At 68.8% G+C, this 13990-nt stretch carries 14 protein-coding genes and 1 tRNA gene; 5 read left to right on the top strand and 10 right to left on the bottom strand.

Going from position 1 to position 13990, the window contains the following annotated elements:
* The first annotated feature begins 17 nt into the window (after positions 1-17).
* The gene (locus GXN78_RS08340) at positions 18-896 is read left to right on the top strand and encodes a UDP-2,3-diacylglucosamine diphosphatase (protein ID WP_106557740.1); all 879 of its coding nucleotides are present in this window, start codon (positions 18-20) and stop codon (positions 894-896) included.
* Positions 897-907: 11 nt separating this feature from the next.
* The gene (locus GXN78_RS08335; RefSeq protein ID WP_239142646.1) at positions 908-2110 is read left to right on the top strand and encodes a glycosyltransferase; all 1203 of its coding nucleotides are present in this window, start codon (positions 908-910) and stop codon (positions 2108-2110) included.
* 9 nt (positions 2111-2119) lie between these two features.
* On the opposite strand, the gene GXN78_RS08330 is transcribed toward GXN78_RS08335, so the two are convergent.
* The 3 genes from GXN78_RS08330 to GXN78_RS08320 all read right to left on the bottom strand — a co-directional run bounded on the left by GXN78_RS08330 (position 2120) and on the right by GXN78_RS08320 (position 3205).
* Positions 2120-2323, bottom strand: a complete 204-nt coding sequence (locus tag GXN78_RS08330; RefSeq protein ID WP_146163077.1) for a hypothetical protein — start codon at positions 2321-2323, stop codon at positions 2120-2122.
* An 89-nt stretch (positions 2324-2412) separates the two neighbouring features.
* Positions 2413-2646, bottom strand: a complete 234-nt coding sequence (locus tag GXN78_RS08325) for a hypothetical protein (RefSeq protein WP_106557743.1) — start codon at positions 2644-2646, stop codon at positions 2413-2415.
* Between the two features lie 112 nt (positions 2647-2758).
* A complete protein-coding gene (locus tag GXN78_RS08320; protein ID WP_106557744.1) occupies positions 2759-3205 on the bottom strand; it encodes a hypothetical protein in 447 nt (148 codons plus the stop codon).
* Positions 3206-3526: 321 nt separating this feature from the next.
* Here GXN78_RS08320 and GXN78_RS08315 point away from each other — a divergent pair, with 321 nt between their 5' ends.
* Positions 3527-5605, top strand: coding sequence for a TonB-dependent receptor (locus tag GXN78_RS08315; RefSeq protein ID WP_239142806.1), 2079 nt, complete (start codon positions 3527-3529; stop codon positions 5603-5605).
* 88 nt (positions 5606-5693) lie between these two features.
* Here GXN78_RS08315 and GXN78_RS08310 read toward each other — a convergent pair.
* The 3 genes from GXN78_RS08310 to GXN78_RS08300 form a co-directional block, all read right to left on the bottom strand.
* A tRNA-Met gene (locus tag GXN78_RS08310) sits at positions 5694-5770 on the bottom strand.
* A 33-nt stretch (positions 5771-5803) separates the two neighbouring features.
* A complete protein-coding gene (locus GXN78_RS08305; protein WP_164255388.1) occupies positions 5804-6829 on the bottom strand; it encodes a VWA domain-containing protein in 1026 nt (341 codons plus the stop codon).
* A gap of 350 nt (positions 6830-7179) precedes the next feature.
* Positions 7180-7377 carry a hypothetical protein gene (locus tag GXN78_RS08300; RefSeq protein ID WP_164255387.1) on the bottom strand — a complete coding sequence of 66 codons (198 nt, stop codon included), beginning with the start codon at positions 7375-7377 and terminating at the stop codon, positions 7180-7182.
* 123 nt (positions 7378-7500) lie between these two features.
* Between GXN78_RS08300 and GXN78_RS08295 the strand changes: the two genes are divergently transcribed.
* Positions 7501-8169, top strand: coding sequence for a sigma-70 family RNA polymerase sigma factor (locus GXN78_RS08295; RefSeq protein ID WP_239142645.1), 669 nt, complete (start codon positions 7501-7503; stop codon positions 8167-8169).
* Complete coding sequence (locus GXN78_RS08290; RefSeq protein WP_106559670.1) at positions 8166-9503, top strand: hypothetical protein; 1338 nt, start codon at positions 8166-8168, stop codon at positions 9501-9503. Before GXN78_RS08295 ends, GXN78_RS08290 begins: the two co-directional genes overlap by 4 nt.
* Before the next feature lies 1 nt (position 9504).
* On the opposite strand, the gene GXN78_RS08285 is transcribed toward GXN78_RS08290, so the two are convergent.
* The 4 genes from GXN78_RS08285 to GXN78_RS08270 are packed head-to-tail and all read right to left on the bottom strand — an operon-like array spanning position 9505 to position 13975.
* Entirely contained in the window at positions 9505-10284 is a 780-nt protein-coding gene (locus GXN78_RS08285; protein WP_106559669.1) for an enoyl-CoA hydratase, read from the bottom strand.
* Between the two features lie 49 nt (positions 10285-10333).
* Positions 10334-12127 carry a M61 family metallopeptidase gene (locus GXN78_RS08280; RefSeq protein ID WP_106559668.1) on the bottom strand — a complete coding sequence of 598 codons (1794 nt, stop codon included), beginning with the start codon at positions 12125-12127 and terminating at the stop codon, positions 10334-10336.
* The gene (locus GXN78_RS08275) at positions 12127-12837 is read right to left on the bottom strand and encodes a DsbC family protein (RefSeq protein WP_106559667.1); all 711 of its coding nucleotides are present in this window, start codon (positions 12835-12837) and stop codon (positions 12127-12129) included. Before GXN78_RS08275 ends, GXN78_RS08280 begins: the two co-directional genes overlap by 1 nt.
* Before the next feature lie 28 nt (positions 12838-12865).
* Positions 12866-13975: an FAD-dependent monooxygenase gene (locus tag GXN78_RS08270; RefSeq protein ID WP_106559666.1), complete on the bottom strand. Its 1110-nt coding sequence runs from the start codon at positions 13973-13975 to the stop codon at positions 12866-12868.
* Positions 13976-13990 lie beyond the last annotated feature (15 nt).

Genomic DNA, 13990 nt, shown 5'->3' with positions numbered 1-13990 from the left:
GGCGACGATGACCCCCCATGCAACGCGATGACGCCTTTCTCCGTGCATGGCGCGACACGGCCGAAGCCTCCCCCGGTGCGGAGGAGGACGACTCCACTCGTCCGCCCCAGCGCTATCGGACCCTCTGGATCTCCGACTTGCACCTGGGCACGCCCGGCTGCCAGGCCAAGGCGCTGCTCGACTTCCTGAAGCACACCGAGTGCGAGACGCTGTTTCTGGTCGGCGACATCATCGACGGCTGGCAGCTGCGCCGCCACTGGTACTGGCCGCAGGCGCACAACGACGTCATCCAGAAGCTGCTGCGCAAGGCGCGCAAGGGCACGCGCGTGATCTTCATCCCGGGCAACCACGACGAGTTTGCCCGCAAGTACCTGCACCACAACTTCGGCGGCATCGACGTGGCCGAGGAATGGATCCACGAGACCGCCGACGGCCGCAAGCTGTGGGTCATGCACGGCGACCTGTTCGACGGGGTGATCCAGTGTGCCAAGTGGTTGGCCTACGTGGGCGATTCGCTTTACGAGTTCACGCTCAAGCTCAACCGCCACCTCAACTCGCTGCGCGCGCGCATGGGGCTGCCCTATTGGTCGCTGTCGAAGTACCTGAAGCTGAAGGTCAAGCGGGCGGTTAGCTATGTGGGCGATTTCGAGGGCGCGGTGGCGCGCGAGGCGCGCAAGCGGGGCATGCAGGGCGTGGTCTGCGGCCATATCCATCATGCCGAGCTGCGGGACATCGACGGCATCCTCTACGCCAACGACGGCGACTGGGTCGAGAGCCTCACGGCATTGGCCGAGCATGCCGATGGGTCGCTCGAGATCCTGCACTGGGCCGAGCACATGCCGGTCGAGACACGGGTCGGCCGCGCGGCTTCACGGCACGAGCCGGCGCACGCATGACGGGCGCGGTCTTGACGAATCCGCCCCCTGCGGCCCACCGAACCGTCGACCTGGTGTACTTCAACGCCGGCGGCGGGCACCGCGCCTCCGCGCTGGCGCTCGAGGCGGCGATCCAGCGCGCAGGCCTGCCGTGGACCGTGCGGCTGGTCAACCTGCGCGAGGTGCTCGATCCGAACGACGGCTTTCGCAAGCTGACCGGCATGGACCCGGAGGACGTCTACAACAAGCGGCTCGCCCGCGGCTGGACGCTGGGACTGACGCACGAGCTCAAGGTCCTGCAGGCCGTGATCCGCTGGGCCAAGCCGAAGCTGGTGCGCCCACTGCAGCAGCACTGGCTGGCGACCGAGCCCGACATGGTCGTGTCGCTGATCCCCAACTTCAACCGCTCTCTCTACGAGTCGGTCGCCACGGCGCTGCCGGGTGTGCCCTATGTGACGGTGCTCACCGATCTGGCCGACCATCCGCCGCATTTCTGGATCGAGAAGGGGCAGGACCAGTACTTCGTCTGCGGCTCGACCAAGGCCGTGCAGCAGGCGCGTGCGGCGGGGTATGCGCAAGACCGCATCCATGCGACCTCCGGGATGATGATCCGCTCGGCCTTCTACGAGACCCAGCCGATCGATCGCGCCGAGGAGCGCCGCCGCCTGGGGCTGGACCCGGACCGCCCGACCGGCCTGGTGCTGTTCGGCGGGCAGGGCTCCAAGGCGATGATCGGCATCGCCAAGCGTCTGCCCGACATGCAGCTGATCCTGGCCTGCGGGCACAACGAATCGCTGGCCAAGGCGCTGCGTGCGCTACCGGCCCAAGCGCCGCGGGCGGTGCTGGGCTTCACGCCCGACGTCGCGCACTACATGCAGCTGTCCGATTTCTTCATCGGCAAGCCGGGGCCCGGCAGCGTCAGCGAGGCGGTGCAGCTGCATCTGCCGGTGATCGTGGTGTGCAACAGCTGGACCCTGCCCCAGGAACGCTACAACGCCCAGTGGGTGCGCGAGCAGGGCGTGGGCATGGTGCGCTCGAGCTATGCCAAGGTGCCCGGCGCGGTCGAGGAACTGGTGCGCGATCTCGACCGCTATCGCGCCGCCACGCGCAAGGTGCACAACCGTGCGGTGTTCGAGATACCGGGCATCCTGCAGGGCATCCTGACGCAGGCCGAGGCGCGGGTGGCTGGCGAGCTGCCGATCCCGGAGGCAGCCGTGCTGTCCGGACAGCGCTGAGGGGGCGCTTCAAGCGCCCTGGACCAGGCCCATCGCCAGCCTGAGGGCCTCGACCACCACGGCGCCCACCGTCACGCCGACGGCGAAGCGCAGCCACGACCAGTTCCGGCGCACCGGCTCGTGCGTCAGGTGCGCGGGGTTGAGCGCCGCGAGCCTGCTGCTGTCGGACTCTTCCTGGGACCCTTCCCCATCGGGCGGTCGACGAAAAATCATGTAATACATACTAACTACATCATGAGCCATGGCTCACGCTGAAAAGTAATACTGATTTCTAATTTTTATCTGAAAAGGAGAACTTAGGTTCAAATATTTGAGTTAGCATCGGCCGCAAGTCGCAGCCCGCGCTGCGCGGTGGAACCGAGGGACTCAAACATGAAGAAGACAGCGTGGATGGGGATCGCAAGCCTGGCCTTGGCGCTGGGCTTGAGCGCCTGCAAGAGCAACGGCACGGCAGCAACGGCGCCGGCAGTCAGCGTGCCGGTGAGCGCTTCCGGCGTTTCGACTCCCGTGACGGCGACTTGGCGGCCTGCGGACAAGACTGCCGAGTTCCTCAGCGCGTTCCGTCCCCAGGAATAGTCCTGCGCCGGTGCGGCGCGCCCGACTCCCGAGCCCGCTTCCAGCGGGCTTTTTCACGCCTGTGCTGCTTGCTCAGTGCGCGTTGCCCTGGACTCTTCGGGCGGAAGTGCCATGGCGACGGTGCCTGCCAGGGGACTGTGGGCGCCGGGCGGGCGCCGGCCAGGCGCCCGTGTGTTCGGCCGCCAGCCAGTTGATGTGATCCTGCCGCTTGAGGGCGAGCTCCACCGCGGCCCGGACCTGGGCCCGGCGTCGAGCGATCCTGGCCAGCGGCGTGGTCACGACCAGTCCTGCCAGCGAGGCGAAGGCGGCGATCAGCGCGGTCACGGTCAGCAGCAGCTGCAGGTCGTGCAGGTCGAACTCGCCGGCGCCTGCCGCCGGCACGGCCGTGAGCGGCAGTGCAGGCGAAGGCGGGAAAGCGAGCTCGATCCAGACGAGCGCGAAGACCAGCACCATCGCCAGCACAAAAGTCCAGGCAAAGAATCGCTGATAGCTGTTGTGGACGGGGGCGGGGGAATCCATCGTGCCCTCCGGCAAATGACGGTGCTCGATGGTGTGAGGGGGCGGGCGAAAGGGTGTCGGACAAGGCGCACGACGCTTGCCGGAGCATGGCCAAGTTACTGGGGCGGGCGAGGCGGCGGAGCGGTGCGGGCGCCATCCACCCAATTTCTCCCAGATTTCAAACGAGAATAATTCCCATTTAACTCACCAGAGGTCAACGTTGTCGAACGCAAGATTGACGGACGGCGCCGCCCGCGGCGCCCGCCCGACGCCAGAACCCGCCCTCCCACCTTTTCCAAACGCTCGACACTGGGCCTGCACGCCGGCGCGACGCTCCTCGTGCTGTGGGCCGCCACCCAGGCCGGCCGCGCCCAGGCCCAGGAGGCCACGGGCAAGGAAGCCGCCTTGCCGACGGTGACCGTGACGGCCGAATCGCAGGATCCGAAGCCCCAGCACCTCGACGCGCGGGTGAACGGCGGTGCCCTCGGCGCGCGGACGCAGCTCGACACGCCGTTCTCCACCACCGTCGTGAAGAGCGAGGACCTGGCGGAGCGCCAGGTGTCGAAGCTCGGCGACGTGTTCGCGCTCGATGCCTCGGTCTCCGACAACAGCGGCGCCTACAGCGCCTGGGCCAGCTATCTCACGGTGCGGGGCCTGCCGCTGGACTGGCAAAACGCCTATCGGATCGACGGCAAGCCTTTCCTCAGCTATGCGATCACGCTGCCCTATGAACACTTCGAGCAGATCGAACTGTTGAAGGGCTTGTCCGGCTTCATGTACGGCTTCGGGTCGCCGGGCGGCATCGTGAACTACGTGACCAAGAAGCCGACCGACCAGCCGGTGAGGAGCATCGATGTCGGCTACAAGTCCGACAGCGTGTGGAGCGAGCACGTCGACCTCGGTGGGCGCTTCGGCGCGGACGACCGCTTCGGCTATCGGCTCAACGCCACGCACGAGGAGGGCAAGACCTTCAACGACGGCGGCATTCGCCGCGATTCGGTGTCGCTGGCGCTCGACGCCAGGCTGACGCACGACCTCAGCTGGAATTTCGACACGCTCTACCAGAAGCGCGTTTCCACGGACCAGACCCCGTCGATCTACACCGGCGGCTATGTCGGCACGCGCCTGCCCAGCGTGGTGCGCAGCGACAACCAGGATCTCGTCGGCGGCGGGCAGCACCTCACGACCGACCTGAAGTTCTACTCGACGGGGCTCCAGTACAAGCTGTCACCCGACTGGACGCTCAGCACCAGCTACAGCCACAGCAGTTCGACGCGCAGCCGCAATGAAGGCATCCTCTTCCTGCAGGACGCGAGCGGCAACTACGACGACTACCGTTCCGACACCCGCGAAGGCCATCGCTTCGACCAGTGGCAGGCCATGGCCGAAGGCCGGCTGCGCACCGGCGCCATCGAGCATCAGCTGACGCTGGGCGCATCCTGGCAGAAGCAGATCAACGACTACAGCAGCAACGGCATCTACCAACTGGTCGGCACCGGCAACATCTTTGGCCGGAACAGCAACGACTACGCGAGCGCGACGGACTTCTCGCTCTATCGCAACAGCGACATCACACAGCGCGCGATCTTTGCGAGCGATACCGTGAAACTGTCCGAGCAATGGTCGGTGCTGGCGGGCCTTCGCAACACCGACTACCAGCAGAACGGCTACGGCATCGCCGGGGACAAGTCCTCCGAGTACGCGAAGAACGGCGTGGTCACGCCGACACTCGCGCTGATGTTCAAGCCCGCGCCCGACACCACGCTCTACACGAGCTACGTCGAGTCGCTCGAGCCGGGCAGCACCGTCGGCAATCTCTACGCGAACGACGGCGAACTGCTCAAGCCGTTGAAGAGCAAGCAGTACGAGCTGGGCATCAAGACCGATCGCGAACGCTGGAGCGGCACGGCCGCGCTGTTCCGCATCGAGCGCGGTGCCGAGTACGCCAACAGCGCTAACGTGCTGGTGCAGGATGGCCAGTCCATCTACCAGGGCCTCGAACTCGCCGCCTCCACGCGGCTCGGATCGCACTGGCAGATCGGCGGCAACCTGATGTTCCTGGACAGCTCTTACCGGCGCGGCAGCAGCAACGTGGGCAACCGCGTGGCGGGTGCGCCGAACTTCGTGGCGACGGCGCAGGTGTCCTACACAGTGCCGCAGGTCCCGGGCCTCAAGCTGTCGGCGGACGCGAAGTACACGGGCGGCACCATGCTCGACGCATCGAACCAGCTGAAGCTTCCCGGCTACGCCATCGCCAATATCGGCGCGAGCTACGCGACGCGCATCGGCGGCCACGACACGACCTTCCGCGTCGCGGTCAACAACCTGACCAACAAGCGCTACTGGGAATACCAGTACGACAACTACATCAAGCCGGGCGACCCGCGCACCTTCAGCGTGAGCGCCAAGGTGGACTTCTAGCCCCGCCGGTGATGGGGGAAATCCCCCTGGCAGACGCCGCGACATGAAAAAAGCCTGCTATCGATCTGATAGCAGGCTTTCTTTTGGATGGTGGCTCTTCACGGACTCGAACCGCGGACCTGTGGATTATGATTCCATCGCTCTAACCGACTGAGCTAAAGAGCCGAGCCCAAAATTATAACCCGGCTTGTCAAAGCCTCAACCCGCCTTCGGCAGTTTCGCGAGTTCTTCGCTCACAAGCCGCACGACCAGCCGGTCCAGCGTCTGCACCGAATAGTTGCTCACGTCGTGCACCGTCTCGCGCCCGGGCCCGCTGGCCGGGTTGCGCGCCTCCCGGTAGGTCAGGAACACGAAGCGCCCGCCGGTGTACTGCGCGATCTGGCGCTGGATGTACTCCCCCTGCTTGTCCAGCCCGCTCGCGCCCACGCTGAACACCTTGATGCCCTTGCCCAGCGCGACCATCATGTCCTCGTCGTACTGCGGCCCGCCGTAGTCCAGGTGCGGCGGCGCGTCGGCCAGCAGCACCACCATGCGCGTCGCGCCGGTGCCGCGCCAGCTCAGCCGATGCACCGTCTCGTGCAGCGCCTCGTTCATCGCCTCGGGATAGTCCCCGCCGGCGTTGGCCTGCAGCGCGTCGAGCACGGACTGGAAGGCGCCCAGGTCGTTGGTGAAGTCATGGCGGCGCACCAGGAATTCATCGCCGCGGTCGCGGTAGGCCACCAGGCCGAAGCAGGTGTCGGGCCGGCTCGGCAGCCGGGCCACCTCGTTGGCGATGCTGCGCAGGCTGGCCTTGAGCTTGCCGATCTCGTCGCCCATGGAGCCGGTGGCATCGATCAGGAAGACCAGGTCCAGCCGAGCCCGTTGCGGGGCTGCCGTCTCGTCGATCACCAGGTCGACGGCGCTTTTCTGGCCGCGGCGCAGGAAGGTCGTGCCCTGCTGCCCGTTCTTGCGCACGGCCACTTCGTAGACCGCGCTGCCCGAGGGATCGAAGGCCCGGGGATGCAGCCAGGCGCGACCCGCCGCGTCGGTACGCGCCCACATGGCGGCACCGCTCGCGGCCTGCACCGCCACCTCGGCATCGGGCACCGGATCGCCGCGCCGGTTGCGCACCTGCAGCAGGTAGCGCTCGCTCACATCGCGTTCACGGTGAGCGACCTGTGTGCGCTGGCGGAACTGCAGGTAAGTGCTGAAATCGGCGTTGTCGTCCACCATGCCGGCAGTCACGATTTCCTGGACCAGGCGTGGGCGCTGGCTGGGTTGCGGGCTGGGTGCGGGCGAAGCGCAAAGCGGGACACCGCCTCGGCCTCAGGCGACGCGCTTCCGGCGGCGGCTGATGGGGGCGGGCTGGCGGGCGCCGGCATCGCGGCCGCGGCATCCGCCGAAGCCTCGCCGGGCGCCATCCGGCGAGCCCGCTCCTCGCAGGCCAGCGAGAGCAGCCTGCACCGTAACCGCCCGCGGCGGCCGGCAACTTCGTCGCGCTGGCCCGCCACGCGGCCCGGCGTCTCGAAAGGTCTGGACCGGGCGTGCACGGTGCGTGGCCAGAGGCGCCTCGAAGTTCGGCACCGTGCGCGCCATCACCGGGCTGGGCCACTGCTGCTGACGGGAAGCTCGGCGGCTCGGGCTGCGGCGCACGGCGTGGGCCAGCGCGTGGTGCCGGGCGCGATCTCGGTCGCGCTGCAGGCGCTCAGCAGGAGCTGGGCGCACAGCAGCACGGCGAGCAACACTGGAAGAGGCAGGAAGGGGCGAAATGGGCGGAAGGGGCAGGAGGTCATCAGCGGCTCCGGTTGTGGATGCAGGCTGATACGGCGAGCAGCCGCTGCGGGTTAACGCGGGACATTTTTGAGCTATCTAACCCGCACCGCCGTCGCCCGTAGAAGAAAAGTGAAAATCTGCCGATGCTTGCGCCACCCGCCGCTGAACCCGCCCTCCACGACACCATGCCGGACGACCAGCTGATGCTCGCCTACGCCGATGGCGACACGGGCGCCTTCGACGTGCTCTATGCGCGCCACGAGAGCGCGCTGTTCCGCTTCGTGCGGCGCCTCATGGGCATGCGGCTGGCGTCCGAGGTCGACGAGGTGTTCCAGGAGACCTGGATGCGCATCATCGTGGCGCGACAGGGCTTCTCGCCGCAGGGCGCGAGCTGGCGCACCTGGGCCTTCACCATCGCGCACAACCTGGCCATGGACCGCCTGCGCCTGAGCGGGCGCGAAGTCGCCTTCTATGCCCACGACGAGGACGGTGACGGCCTCGAAGCCGCGCGCCTGTTCAGCCGCGGCCTGCTGGGTGGGGGCGGGGCGTCTTCCGAGGCCGCGCATCCCTCGGCCGAGGAGCAGGCCTTCTGGCGCGCCGCCGGCCGGCGCCTCCTGGCCTGCCTGGACGAGCTGCCCGACGAACAGCGCTCGGCCTTCCTGCTGCACCACGAGGAGGGCTTCACGGTGGAGCTGATGGCTGAGACGCTCGACATCAATTTCGAGACGGTCCGCAGCCGCCTGCGCTACGGGCTCAAGAAGCTGCGCGGCTGCATGGAGCGCTACCTGGTGGTGCTGGAGCGTCGGGCATGAGCAGCACATTGAACGACGACAAGGGCGAGCTGCGCGACGAGGCGCTGCATCGCGCACTCCTGAACGCGCCGGACCACACGGCGGCGCCGAACTGGCGCCTGCGCAAGGCGATCCTCGACCATGCGCACGACGCGGTGACGCCCTTTGCGGCGGCGGCCCAGCCGGAGGCGGCGGAGCGGCCGCGGTGGCAACGCTTACTGGGCCTGGGCGGGCAGGGCGGTGGTGCGCGCATGCCCTGGAACGCCGCCTTTGCGACCGTGCTGGTCGGCGTGCTGGTGACCGTGCTTTGGCAGCGCGAGCCTGTGCCCGGCGCGCGGCCCGACAGAGACGCGCAGGTCAGCGCTCCCGCGCAGCGCAGCGAAGCGCCTGCAGCGCCGGCATCCCCGCCACCGGCCGCGCCTGCGGCGACGCCCGCACCGCCACCTCAGGCGGCAGAGCGCGCGCTGCCATCGAGCCAGGACATCGCGGGCGGGCCGGCTCCTGTGCCGGAGGCGCCGGCGGAATCTGCCACGGCCCCGGCGAAGGGCGCACGCCCCTCGCGTCCGGCGGAACGTCCTGCACCTACCCCGGCACCCTCCGAGCTGGCGCGCCGGCAAGCTGACGAGGCCGCGCTGTCCGCATCCACCGCCGCAGCCGCGAAGGAGGCGAGAAAGAAGGAAGCCGCTGCGCCCGCAGGCCAGCCCGCGCCTGCGCCTGCTGCTGCGCCGCCGGCGCCGGCCGGCGCCGCGCCTCGCGGGTCGCTCTCCGAGCGGACGCGCAGCGAAGAAGAGAGCGCTTCCAGACAGCGATTTGCCGCGCCGGCGGGTCCTGCGACCGTCGCGGGCTCCGCCCGCGACGCCGCCGAGCCCGCGCGCGAAGGGCGCGCCGCTGCGCCGCCCACTGCCGCGCCACCCGCGCCCACTGCATCGCCCGAACCGCCCAGCTTCTCCGCGCTCTCGCAATGGAGCCGCATCACCATCACGCAGCGGGGCGGCGCGAGCCGCACCCTGTCGCGTTCGGAGGCACAGGACCTCAGCGCCCTGCTGGGGTCGGCCGCGATCTCGGCGGTCGGCGCGCAGCCGCTGGCGGGCACGCCCGAATGGCGGGTCACGCTGGAGCGCAGCAACGGCGATGTGATGGCGACCTTCGAGCTGGGCCGCAACCAGGTGCGCTGGCGCGAGGGGCGCGGGGCGGCGGCGACGGGGATGCCCTCGGCGTCGTCGCTGGCCGCCTTGCGCGAGGCCTTGCAGCACGCGGTGGAGCCGCCGGCGCAGCCATCGTCACCGCCCCAGTGGCAGTTCAAGCCGCAGCCGCCGGCCGAGCCCGAGCCGGCGCCGGCCGCACCGAGCCGCTAGCTCATTCGTGCTTGAAGGCCGCCTTGCGCTTGTTGACGAAGGCGTCCATGCCTTCCTTCTGGTCGGCGGTGGCGAAGAGCGCGTGGAACAGCCGGCGCTCGAACATCACGCCATCGGAAAGCCCGCTCTCGAAGGCGCGGTTGACCGACTCTTTGGCCGCCATCACCGCCACCTGCGAGAAGTCGGCAATGACGAGCGCGGCGCCCAGCGCCTCGTCCATCAGCTTGTCGTAGGGCACGACGCGGCTCACCAGGCCCGAGCGCTCGGCCTCCGCCGCGTCCATCATGCGGCCGGTCAATGCCATGTCCATGGCCTTGGACTTGCCCACCGCGCGCGGCAGGCGCTGCGTGCCGCCGGCGCCGGGAATCACGCCCAGCTTGATCTCGGGCTGGCCGAAGCGCGCGTTGTCGGCCGCGATGATGAAGTCGCACATCATCGCCAGCTCGCAGCCGCCGCCCAGCGCGAAGCCGCTCACCGCTGCGATCACCGGCTTGCGCACGCTGCGGATGGTCTCCCAGTTGCGCGTGATGTAGTCGCCTTTGTAGACGTCGGTGAAGCTGTAGCTGGCCATGGCGCCGATGTCCGCGCCCGCGGCGAAGGCGCGCTCGCTGCCGGTGACGACGATGCAGCCGATGGCCGGGTCGGCGTCGAAGGCCTTGAGCGCATCGCCGAGCTCGGTCATCAGCGCATCGTTGAGCGCGTTCAAGGCCTTCGGCCGGTTCAGCGTCACGATGCCGACCTTGCCGGCTTCGGTGCGGACTTCGATGTTCTCGTAGCTCATGGGGGTCTCCTTGAAGGGAACAAATCGGGAACAGCGCGTCGACGCTGTTTTACTGCGGTGCCAGCCAGCGCGCGATCTTCGCGGGATCCTGCGCGGCCAGCCGCCATGTGGTGACGCCGGTCGGCAGCGTGAGCGGCAACCGAAGCAGCCGCCGGTCGCGCGCCACCAGCGCGGTGATCTTCTTGAGCGGCCCGAGGTAGAGCCCCAGGTCGTCGAGCCGGGCGATGCGCCAGCCCTGTGCCGGACGGCCCTTGGCGGCGGCCAGCTCGATGCCGATCCATTCGTCGTTCGCCGAGAAGCCGGCCTGCTCGGCCGCACTGCCGCGCAGCACCATCTTGACCTGCACGCTGCCGCCGGCCTCCGCCACGCGCAGGCCCAGTTCCTGGGCGCGCTGCGCCGGATCCTCGTTCGCGGCGACGCCGTGCCGGCCCAGCAGCTCGGCCAGCGGCAACTCCTCGGTCGAATGGACCCAGCGGGCGATCTCGTCGGAGTACGAGCGGCCGCCGACGGCTTCGAGCGCCGCGGCGAAGTCGGCCTCGCCCACCGGCCCGCCGCCGCTGCGCTTCCACAGGAGCCGCATCACGTCGTCGAGCGAGACCTGGCCTTCGGCGCGCAGCGTCAGGTCGAAGCACAGCGCGACCAGCGCGCCCTTGGTGTAGTAGCTGATGGTGGTGTTGGCCGTCTGCTCGTCCTGCCGGTAGTACTTGACCCAGGCGTCGAAGCTGGCCTGCGCCACCGACTGCACATGGCGGCCCGGCGCCTGCAGCACCTGGTTGACGGTCTTGTTGACGAGGCGCAGGTAGCCCGCGTCATCCAGGCGGCCCGCGCGGCGCAGCAGCAAGTCGTCGTAGTAGCTGGTGAAGCCTTCGAACAGCCACAGGAGCTGCGTGTAGTTCTCCTGGCCATAGTCGTAGCGTTCGAACTCGGCTGGGCGCAGCCGCTTCACGTTCCAGGTATGGAAATACTCGTGGCTGACCAGGCCCAGCAGCGTCGTGTAGCCCTCGGCCTGCTTCTTGAGGCCGAGCTGCGGCAGGTCGCGCCGCGTGCAGATCAGCGCGGTCGAATGGCGGTGCTCGAGTCCGCCGTAGCCGTCGTCCACGGCGTTGAGCATGAAGACGTAGCGGTCGTGCGGGGGCTTGGGCCCGCCGCGCTTGCCGATCTTGGCGCCGTGCCAGAAGCGCATCTGCGTCTCGCAGATGGCGCGGGTGTCGGCGATCAGCCGCTCGCCGTCGAAGGAGGGCGGCGCGCCCGCGATCACGAAGCGATGCGGCACGCCGCAGGCCTCGAACTCGGCACTCCAGAAGGCGCCCATCTCGACCGGGCTGTCGGCCAGCTCGTCGTAGTTGGCGGCGAGGTAGCTGCCGAAGCCCTGGCGGTCGGCCTTGGCGGGCTTCAGCGCGGTGGCGCAGGACCAGCGCTCTTCATTCGGCGAGCGCGCGGGCGCGACGATCTCGATGCCGTGCGGCTCATCGGCCTGGCCCTCGACGCGCAGGCACAGGCTGGTGCCGTTGAAGAAGCCGCGGGCGCCGTCCAGCCAGGCGGTGCGCACCGAGTTGTCGAAGGCGCAGACCTGGTAGCGCAGCTCCAGCGGCTTGCCCGGAACGCAATCGATCTGCCAGCTGTGCTTGTCGAGCTGCTGCACGGCGAGCTTGCGCCGGCCCTGGCTCGCCTGCAGCTGCTGCAGGTTCTTCGAGAACTCGCGCACCAGGTAACTGCCTGGAATCCAGACCGGCAGCGAGACGCGCTGACGTGCGGCAGGCCCCTCGATGCGTAGCGTGATGGCGAACAGATGCGCGTTGCGATCCGCGCATTCCACGCGGTAGTGAATGGCCGGCCCCGCCATCAGTTGATCGCGGCGAGTTGCTTCTCGACCTGCGCTGCGGGGATCGCTCCCGGAGCGCGCGTGCCGTCGCTGAAGATCAGCGTGGGCGTGCCGGTGATGTTGTACTTCTGGCCGAACTCGCGGTTGCGGGTGAGCGCGGCGGTGTCGCATTCGGCCGCCTCGGGGGCGACGCCGCGCTGCATCCAGTCGGCCCAGGCCTTGGCCTTGTCCTTGGCGCACCAGATGTTGCGCGACTTGGTCACCGAGTCCGGCCCCAGCACCGGGTAGAGGAAGAGATGGATGGTCACGTTGTCGACCTTGGCCAGGTCGCGCTCGAACTGCTTGCAGTAGCCGCAGTTCGGGTCCTCGAAGACCGCGAGCTTGCGCTTGCCGTTGCCGCGCACGATCTTGAAGGCGTCTTTCACCGGCAGCTTGTCGAAGGCCACCTCGCTGAGCTTCTCGACGCGCTCCTCGGTGAGGTTGCGGCGCGCCTTGACATCGATCAGATTGCCCTGCAGCAGGTAGTTGCCCTGCTCGTCGGTGTAGAAGATCTCGAAGCCGTTGATGCGCACTTCGTAGAGCCCCGGCATCGGTGCCTTGCGGATCTCGTCGATCTTGGCGAACTGCGGGATGCGCGCGGCCAGGTTCTGGCGGATCTCGGCTTCGCCGGCCATGGCGCCCAGGCTGGAGCCGAGTGCGAGCGCGGCAAGAAGTGCGGATGCGGGTTTCATGATGGTGGTCTTGCTTGCGGAATTCAGTTCATGCCAGGCCCATGGCCTGCTTCGCGACCCAGTTCTTGATGAGCCGCGTGCGATCGAAGCCGCGCATGCCCCAGTTGCGCAGGGCGGGCAGCGGGTCGGCGCTGTGCGCAAAGAGCTGCTGCAGGCCGTCGGTGGCGAGGCTCATGGCCAGCACCTCGGCCCGACGCGAGCGTTCGTAGGCGCGCAGCAACCGGGCGTCGCCCACGCTGCGCCAGTAGTCGCGGTCCTTGATCACGTTCGCCAGCGCAGCGGCATCGGCCAGGCCCAGGTTGAGGCCCTGGCCCGCCAGCGGATGCACCGTGTGCGCCGCGTCGCCGGCCAGCGCCCAGGCATTGCCGTCGGCGAGCCGGCCGGTCCAGCGGTCGGCGATGGCGCGCTGCAGCGGCCATGAGGCGCGATCGCTCACCATGCGCAGCGCGCCCAGCGCGCCATGGCTGGCCTCGTGCAAGGCAGTGTTGAACTGGTCGGCCGTCAGCGCGAGCAGTTCGGGTGCACGCAGCTGATCGACCGACCACACCAGCGCAAGCTGCTTGTCTTGCATCGGCAGCAGCGCGAAGACTTCGCCCCGGTCGTTGAACCACTGGCGCGCGGCGCCGTCGTGCGGCTCGTCGGCGACCAGGCGGGCGGCGATCGCGTGCTGCGGATAGCGCGTGACCTCGTAGCGCACGCCCAGCGTCTCGCGGGTGGCGCTGATGCGGCCTTCGCAGACCACCGTGAGCGGCGCCTGCACGGGCTCGGCCACGATGTCGATGCGGGACTGGAAGCGCACGGCGTCGGTAAGCTGTTGTTCCAGCGCCGGCACGTCGACGATCCAGGCCAGCGCCTCCACCTTCTGCCGCGCGGCGTGGAACTGCACGCGCCCGCCTTCGTCGCCATGCACCAGCATCTCGCGCACCGGTGTGGCATGCGGCGCGTCGGGCCAGCCGCGCAGGGATTCGAGCAGCGTCTTCGAGGCCGCGTTGAGCGCGTAGGCGCGGACGTCCTGCTTGTCTGTCGCAGCGGGGGGCGCCACGAGCGCCACGCGCACGCGTTCGCGCGCCAGCAGCAGCGCCAGCGTCCGGCCGACGATGCCGGCGCCGCGAATGCAAACCTCGGGAGGAAGGGCCATTGGGGCATTGTAGGA

This window comes from Variovorax sp. WS11, from assembly GCF_010499245.1.
Classification (GTDB): Bacteria; Pseudomonadota; Gammaproteobacteria; order Burkholderiales; family Burkholderiaceae_C; genus Variovorax.
Note: the sequence above shows the minus strand (reverse complement) of the source record. Positions and strands in the feature narration are given on the sequence as shown.

What these genes read in the sequence shown, in the direction of transcription:
- GXN78_RS08320 (WP_106557744.1), bottom strand. Translation starts at nt 3,205, where the DNA reads ATGGATTCCCCCGCCCCCGTCCACAACAGCTATCAGCGATTCTTTGCC.
- GXN78_RS08295 (WP_239142645.1), top strand. Translation starts at nt 7,501, where the DNA reads ATGCTTGCGCCACCCGCCGCTGAACCCGCCCTCCACGACACCATGCCG.
- GXN78_RS08285 (WP_106559669.1), bottom strand. Translation starts at nt 10,284, where the DNA reads ATGAGCTACGAGAACATCGAAGTCCGCACCGAAGCCGGCAAGGTCGGC.
- GXN78_RS08290 (WP_106559670.1), top strand. Translation starts at nt 8,166, where the DNA reads ATGAGCAGCACATTGAACGACGACAAGGGCGAGCTGCGCGACGAGGCG.
- GXN78_RS08280 (WP_106559668.1), bottom strand. Translation starts at nt 12,127, where the DNA reads ATGGCGGGGCCGGCCATTCACTACCGCGTGGAATGCGCGGATCGCAAC.
- GXN78_RS08340 (WP_106557740.1), top strand. Translation starts at nt 18, where the DNA reads ATGCAACGCGATGACGCCTTTCTCCGTGCATGGCGCGACACGGCCGAA.
- GXN78_RS08300 (WP_164255387.1), bottom strand. Translation starts at nt 7,377, where the DNA reads ATGACCTCCTGCCCCTTCCGCCCATTTCGCCCCTTCCTGCCTCTTCCA.
- GXN78_RS08275 (WP_106559667.1), bottom strand. Translation starts at nt 12,837, where the DNA reads ATGAAACCCGCATCCGCACTTCTTGCCGCGCTCGCACTCGGCTCCAGC.
- GXN78_RS08270 (WP_106559666.1), bottom strand. Translation starts at nt 13,975, where the DNA reads ATGGCCCTTCCTCCCGAGGTTTGCATTCGCGGCGCCGGCATCGTCGGC.
- GXN78_RS08330 (WP_146163077.1), bottom strand. Translation starts at nt 2,323, where the DNA reads ATGATTTTTCGTCGACCGCCCGATGGGGAAGGGTCCCAGGAAGAGTCC.